This window comes from uncultured Arcanobacterium sp., from assembly GCF_947253055.1.
Classification (GTDB): Bacteria; Actinomycetota; Actinomycetes; order Actinomycetales; family Actinomycetaceae; genus Arcanobacterium_A.
Genome location: NZ_CAMXYE010000084.1, coordinates 1 through 5,308 on the forward strand (window position 1 = coordinate 1; position 5,308 = coordinate 5,308).

The following is a 5,308-nucleotide window of genomic DNA, read 5'->3' on the forward strand; positions in this document are numbered from 1 at the left end:
CACCCATAAGGTTTCGTCGGCAGCGTCAGATGTGTATAAGAGACAGCCATAATGTGGAGAGGGCGCGCTCCCATCATCTGCGCGGCTTCTACTTTTCCAGGTTCGATGGCGAGTACATTAGATTCAACCATCCGAGCAAAATAAGGAATAGCAGAAACTGCTAAAGCGATGGTGAAAGCTTGCCAGCCGACGGCTGTCAGCCCGGGAAAGTTCAAAGCTCGAATCGCAAAGAGCACGATAATAGCCAGAATGATAAAAGGAATAGCTCTTCCCAGATTGACTATAGTGCCAATGATTCGATTTCCAATTGGGCTGGGAATTAGCCCTCCTTTACGGCTCTCTGCCAGATAAACTCCCAAAGGAATTCCGAGTAGAATCGTGAAGAAAGTGGAAACTCCTACCATGAGGATAGTTTCCCAGATAGATTCCAGAAGCTTTTGCTGAATTGCCGGATTATTTATCCAAGTATCTCCAGCTTGTATAGTTGTAGCAGCCAGAGTAGCAGTGCTTTGTAGTAGATTCATTAGCTCCGCACCTCCGCAAAAATTCTGTTATTTTTCAGCTCGGCCAGCACTTTTTCCGTATTAGAGTTGGGCACAGTTAAAGCAATTCGCGATACCTGAATTCTTCCTACCGTTTCGAATAGGCCAGCGGCAATATCAGCTCCGAGCTGTGCCACTAAACCAATCACTTTGGCGCCAGCCGGCTCCTGCGGATGGGCAGTAAAGAAAATATCTATTAAATCTTTTCCAGAAAGATCGTAATTCTCTACTTTCGGTTTGGGAATAAGTTTCAAACTGAGCGGAGAGTTCGGTACCGAAACCGCTTGGGAAATCTCTTTCGATTCTACAATCCGCCCCGCTTCTAGTAGCGTCACCGAATCACAAATCTTTCGTACCACAGGCATTTCGTGGGTAATTACTACGACCGTAACTCCAGTCTGGCGCTGTACATTCTTAATCAAATCTAGAATTTGATCAGTAGTCTCCATATCTAGAGCAGAAGTGGGTTCGTCGGCAAGTAGCACAGAAGGATTAGTGGCGATAGCACGCGCTATTCCCACGCGCTGGCGCTGCCCACCGGAAAGTTGAGCAGGGTAGGAGCTTTCTCGCCCCTCTAAGCCCACCAGCTTAAAAAGTTCACCAATCCGCTTTTTGCGCTCTGCAGTAGGTACGCCGGCTATTTTCAGTGGATATTCCACATTTGCTCCGGCAGTACGGGCACTTAAAAGATTAGCGCCTTGAAAAACCATGCCGATTTCGCGGCGAGCTTCCCGCAATTCTTTCGGATTGAGCTCCGTGAAATTTTTCCCTGCCACCTGTACCGAGCCAGAAGTGGGATGCTCCAAGGCGGTAAGGCACCGAATAAGAGTAGATTTTCCAGCTCCGGATTCACCCACAATACCGTGGATACTACCTTCAGGTACGGAAAGACTTAAATGATCCAAAGCTACTACCGGATCTTGCCCTTTTCGGGGATATATTTTCGTTACTTCCTGTAACTCAATCATTTTACCTCCATCGATCTCGGCATTAGCACCCGTCTATCCGGGTTGCTGCAGCTTCAAAGAGCCGAGTCTCTCTGCTGCTCTGGATGAACAGTTTTAGAATTCCACAAAGATTGAAAAGACGCAAGTTTACTGATGTGACCTTCCCTATAGTAGAGATAATTTAGGAGATTTCACTTTAGTGAGCTGCATTAATGCGGAAGTAAGTGCTGAAAAAAGCAGAGAATCAAGAAAAATTTCGGAGGCAAAGAGGAGAATTTTTTTAAAGAGTAGTGAAGGAGCTAAAAAAATGCCTAATAATTTTTCCACCCCTAATTCGCCGTTTCCGGCGCCAAAAAATTCTGTTAATTCTTGCAATTCGCCCAATCTAGATGCTTTTCCAGATTCGCATAATTTCCGCGATTCGCATCACTCTGGCAATTCCCAGAATTCCACCCCGCTGGCCGGAAATCCGCCGTCAGCTTTATTTCGTATTCCACCCAGTGGGCTCTTAATAATTCCAGATTACTGTCGATGCAGCATTGCAGAATTAGGGTGAATCAGGAATTTAGAGTAAAGAACGAGGTAGAGAATTTGGTAAAGAACGAGGTAGAGAATTGGGGTAACGAATTTAGTAGGTAAAGCGTGGCGTCACTTTTCCTTGCTAGGATTGGTGTACCCAAATTTGCCGCGCAATAGTGAATGAGAGGTCAACTTGCTTTTGCCCGGTATCTATCGAAATAATTCCTAAAGCTGGTTTTAAGCTCTCGATTCTAATTGTGGTATGCGGTTTAATTCCCATATCGGCCAAATAGCTTAAAATTTCGGAATTTTTATCCGATACGCGCACTACTTCCACTTCTCCAGGAGCAGATAAATCGGCAATTCGCACTGCCTCTACTCGGGAAATTTTTCCACTTGCACTGGGAATAGAATCTCCGTGGGGGTCGTGAGTGGGGTATCCCAGTAGCTTATCGATACGTTCGATAAAAACATCCGATACCGTATGCTCTAAAGCTTCTGCTTCTGCATGTACCTCATCCCAGCCGTAGCCGAGTTCTGCTACTAAAAAAGTTTCAATTAGACGGTGTTTCCGCACCATATTAAGGGCAATTTCTGTGCCCTTAGGGGTGAGAGATACATTTCCGTAGCGGTGATGATGCACTAACCCTAGCGTGGCGAGTTTCTTTACACCTTCCGAAACGGTAGAAGGGCTCAACTCCATGCGTTCAGCAATATCTTTGGGAGCTGCTCCGTTATTCTCGGCAGTGGCATTCGGCCACTCTGATAACTGCCAAATATGTTTTAAGTAATTTTCATTACTGGGAGTAAGATCCATTTCATACTTCCTTCAATGCCTCTCCTGCATTACTACTTCTAGACTAGCAATCTGGAGCAAATTTCGGGAGATAGGTGCAGTTGCTATTTTTTATGCGGATTTTTCCGCAGTTTCTTTTGCTTTTTCGCTCCTTGCCGGACGGCATTTTCGTTAAACTGCTGCCAATGTAGCTCGGTATAAGTAGAGAAAGGCTTAGGGGATCCGCCGGGGCGGTCTTTATTATCTTGTAAATAGGGGAAAGAATCATGACCCAGCAAATAGAGCACAGCACTGTTTATAGCTGCCGCTATCGGTACCGCAAATAGGGCTCCTACTACTCCGGCCACCGCTGAGCCGCCGGTTACCAGCAGCACAATCGCTAAAGCATGCATATTTAAAGCATTTCCTTGGAGAAGTGGCTGTAAAAGATTGCCTTCTACTTGTTGCACCAAAATTACTCCGCCGAACATTAATAAAGCCATAAAAGGATTGCCGGTATTTACCAGCACTATTAGTACCGCTATTGCCCCCGAAAGGAAAGCTCCAATTATCGGAATAAAAGAACCTAAAAATACTAGCGCAAAAATAGGCAACGCGATTGTAATAGGAGTGCGCAGTAGAAGAGCAATAATCGTTATTCCTAAGGCATCCACAAAGGCCACTACTACCTGGGTGCGCATATAATTTCCAATAGTTACCCATCCGCGGATACCGGCTTCATTTATTGCATCGCGATAGGGAGGAGGAGCTAAGCGTACAAACCAATGCCAGATGCGGCGCCCGTCTTTTAAGAAGAAGAATAACGCAAAGAAGGCCAGTACTGCTCCCGTCAAGAAAGAAGTTAGAGAAGAGCCGATGGCCATTACGCCACCCAGAATATGCTGACTATTTCCACGCGCCGCACTTTGCAGCGAATTCCAAACATTATCTAATTCCGCCTGTGCCCCGGGAAAATTGGCGTTTATCCAGCTAAAGATGCTTTGCATTCCTTTTTCCAGATTGCTTCCAAGCTCGGAAAATCCTTTGTAAAGCCCCGTGCCCGAAGTTCCTAAAATGCCGAAGATAATAAATAAAATCGTAAATAATCCGAGGGCGGCTCCCGCGGCGGGTGGAAGATGTAATTTGCGGCGCGCTCCGGCGGCAATTGGCTCCACCAATACCGTCATCAATATAGCGGCGAGTAAAGAAATAAGGAGAGTAGAAAACTTTAAGAGTAACCAACCACCGAGAGCTAAAGTTGCGGCGATGATTAACAACCGCCATGCCCAGCCAGCCGCTATCTGTAAAACTAGTGGTATATGTGTGGAGAGGGCGGAATCTTTTTTAGAATTCAGATAGGTATCGGGCATAGAATTTCTCTCGGGTAGATAAGTCGTTTAGTTAATTTTAGTATAATTTAAGCTATCTGTTGTGCTGCGGAAATTCCGGAATGAAAAGCAGCTCTGAAAGTAGAAAGAGAGAAGAGGGACTTATGGAGAGCGAAGAACCTATGGAGAACTATGCGCTACTCGCTTTCGATTTAGATGACACCTTGGCTCCTTCGAAGTCTTCATTACCGCCGCGGATGGGGGAGGAATTAAAAAAATTATTAATGGATACCCCCGTATGCGTGATATCCGGTGGAAATTTTGCCCAGTTTCGTACTCAGCTCTTAGCAGGTTTGGAGAGTGTGGGAGCTAAGCTAGAGAATCTGCATATTATGCCTACCTGTGGTACTCGCTATCTGCGTTATCGAAAAGGAAAATGGGAAACGCTCTACGCTCGTGATTTGCCGCTGGAATTGCGGGAGAAAACTAAAAGGGTCTTAGAGGAAGAAGCGAAACAGCTGGGACTGTGGGAAGCAGAGACTTGGGGGCCAATTTTAGAAGACCGAGGTTCCCAGATTACTTTTTCTGCATTAGGCCAGCAGGCGCCTTTGGAAGCGAAAAAAGCTTGGGATCCGAACGGAGAAAAAAAGGAAGCTCTGCGGGAAAGAGTGGCGCGGCGGCTCCCAGAATTAGAAGTGCGCAGTGGGGGGTCTACGTCTATTGACGTGACTCAAAAAGGAGTAGATAAAGCCTACGGAATAGCAGCTTTAGCGGAAGAAACCGGCATTGCAATTTCACAGATGCTCTTTATTGGCGATCGCCTCGACGAGGGCGGAAATGACTATCCAGTAAAACGGCTAGGTATTGCCACCTATGCAGTGAAAGGCTGGGAAGAAACAGCTGATTTTATTGCCAAATATACTGCCCGCTAAAATGTGAAATTACTAAGCTGGAAAGCTAGTAACGGGAAGCTAATAACGACGCGGAATCTTTGCAGCTGCAACAGGTAGCATCTGCGGAGAGAGAAACTACGAAAAGAGAAAGAAGTGCCGGAAATGCGAAATAAAGATTTAGACGCAGAACTGGAGGAACTTTCTGCTGCAGAAGTAGAGAGACGGCTCCAGAAACTTTCCGGTGCTCCCGATGCTTGGCAAGAAGCAGGTGGTGCTGGGCTCGCTACGGCTCTCTGTTTAGCAA

The 5,308-nt window shown here is 46.2% G+C and carries 5 protein-coding genes and 1 riboswitch; of the genes, 1 reads left to right on the top strand and 4 read right to left on the bottom strand.

Annotated elements, in window-relative coordinates; all coding sequences use genetic code 11:
• The 4 genes from Q0X35_RS05820 to Q0X35_RS05835 form a co-directional block, all read right to left on the bottom strand.
• A partial coding sequence (locus tag Q0X35_RS05820) for an ABC transporter permease subunit (protein ID WP_297566460.1) occupies positions 1-524 on the bottom strand: 524 nt, incomplete at its 3' end.
• Positions 524-1,510: a methionine ABC transporter ATP-binding protein gene (locus tag Q0X35_RS05825; RefSeq protein WP_297566462.1), complete on the bottom strand. Its 987-nt coding sequence runs from the start codon at positions 1,508-1,510 to the stop codon at positions 524-526. The genes Q0X35_RS05825 and Q0X35_RS05820, both read right to left, overlap by 1 nt.
• Positions 1,511-1,514: 4 nt before the next feature.
• Positions 1,515-1,600, bottom strand: a riboswitch (SAM riboswitch).
• A gap of 550 nt (positions 1,601-2,150) precedes the next feature.
• A complete protein-coding gene (locus Q0X35_RS05830) occupies positions 2,151-2,825 on the bottom strand; it encodes a metal-dependent transcriptional regulator (protein WP_297566464.1) in 675 nt (224 codons plus the stop codon).
• Between the two features lie 83 nt (positions 2,826-2,908).
• Positions 2,909-4,153 carry an AI-2E family transporter gene (locus Q0X35_RS05835; protein ID WP_297566466.1) on the bottom strand — a complete coding sequence of 415 codons (1,245 nt, stop codon included), beginning with the start codon at positions 4,151-4,153 and terminating at the stop codon, positions 2,909-2,911.
• A 122-nt stretch (positions 4,154-4,275) separates the two neighbouring features.
• On the opposite strand from Q0X35_RS05835, the gene Q0X35_RS05840 reads away from it, so the two are divergent.
• Positions 4,276-5,043, top strand: a complete 768-nt coding sequence (locus Q0X35_RS05840; RefSeq protein ID WP_297566468.1) for an HAD-IIB family hydrolase — start codon at positions 4,276-4,278, stop codon at positions 5,041-5,043.
• The last annotated feature ends 265 nt before the right edge of the window (positions 5,044-5,308 follow it).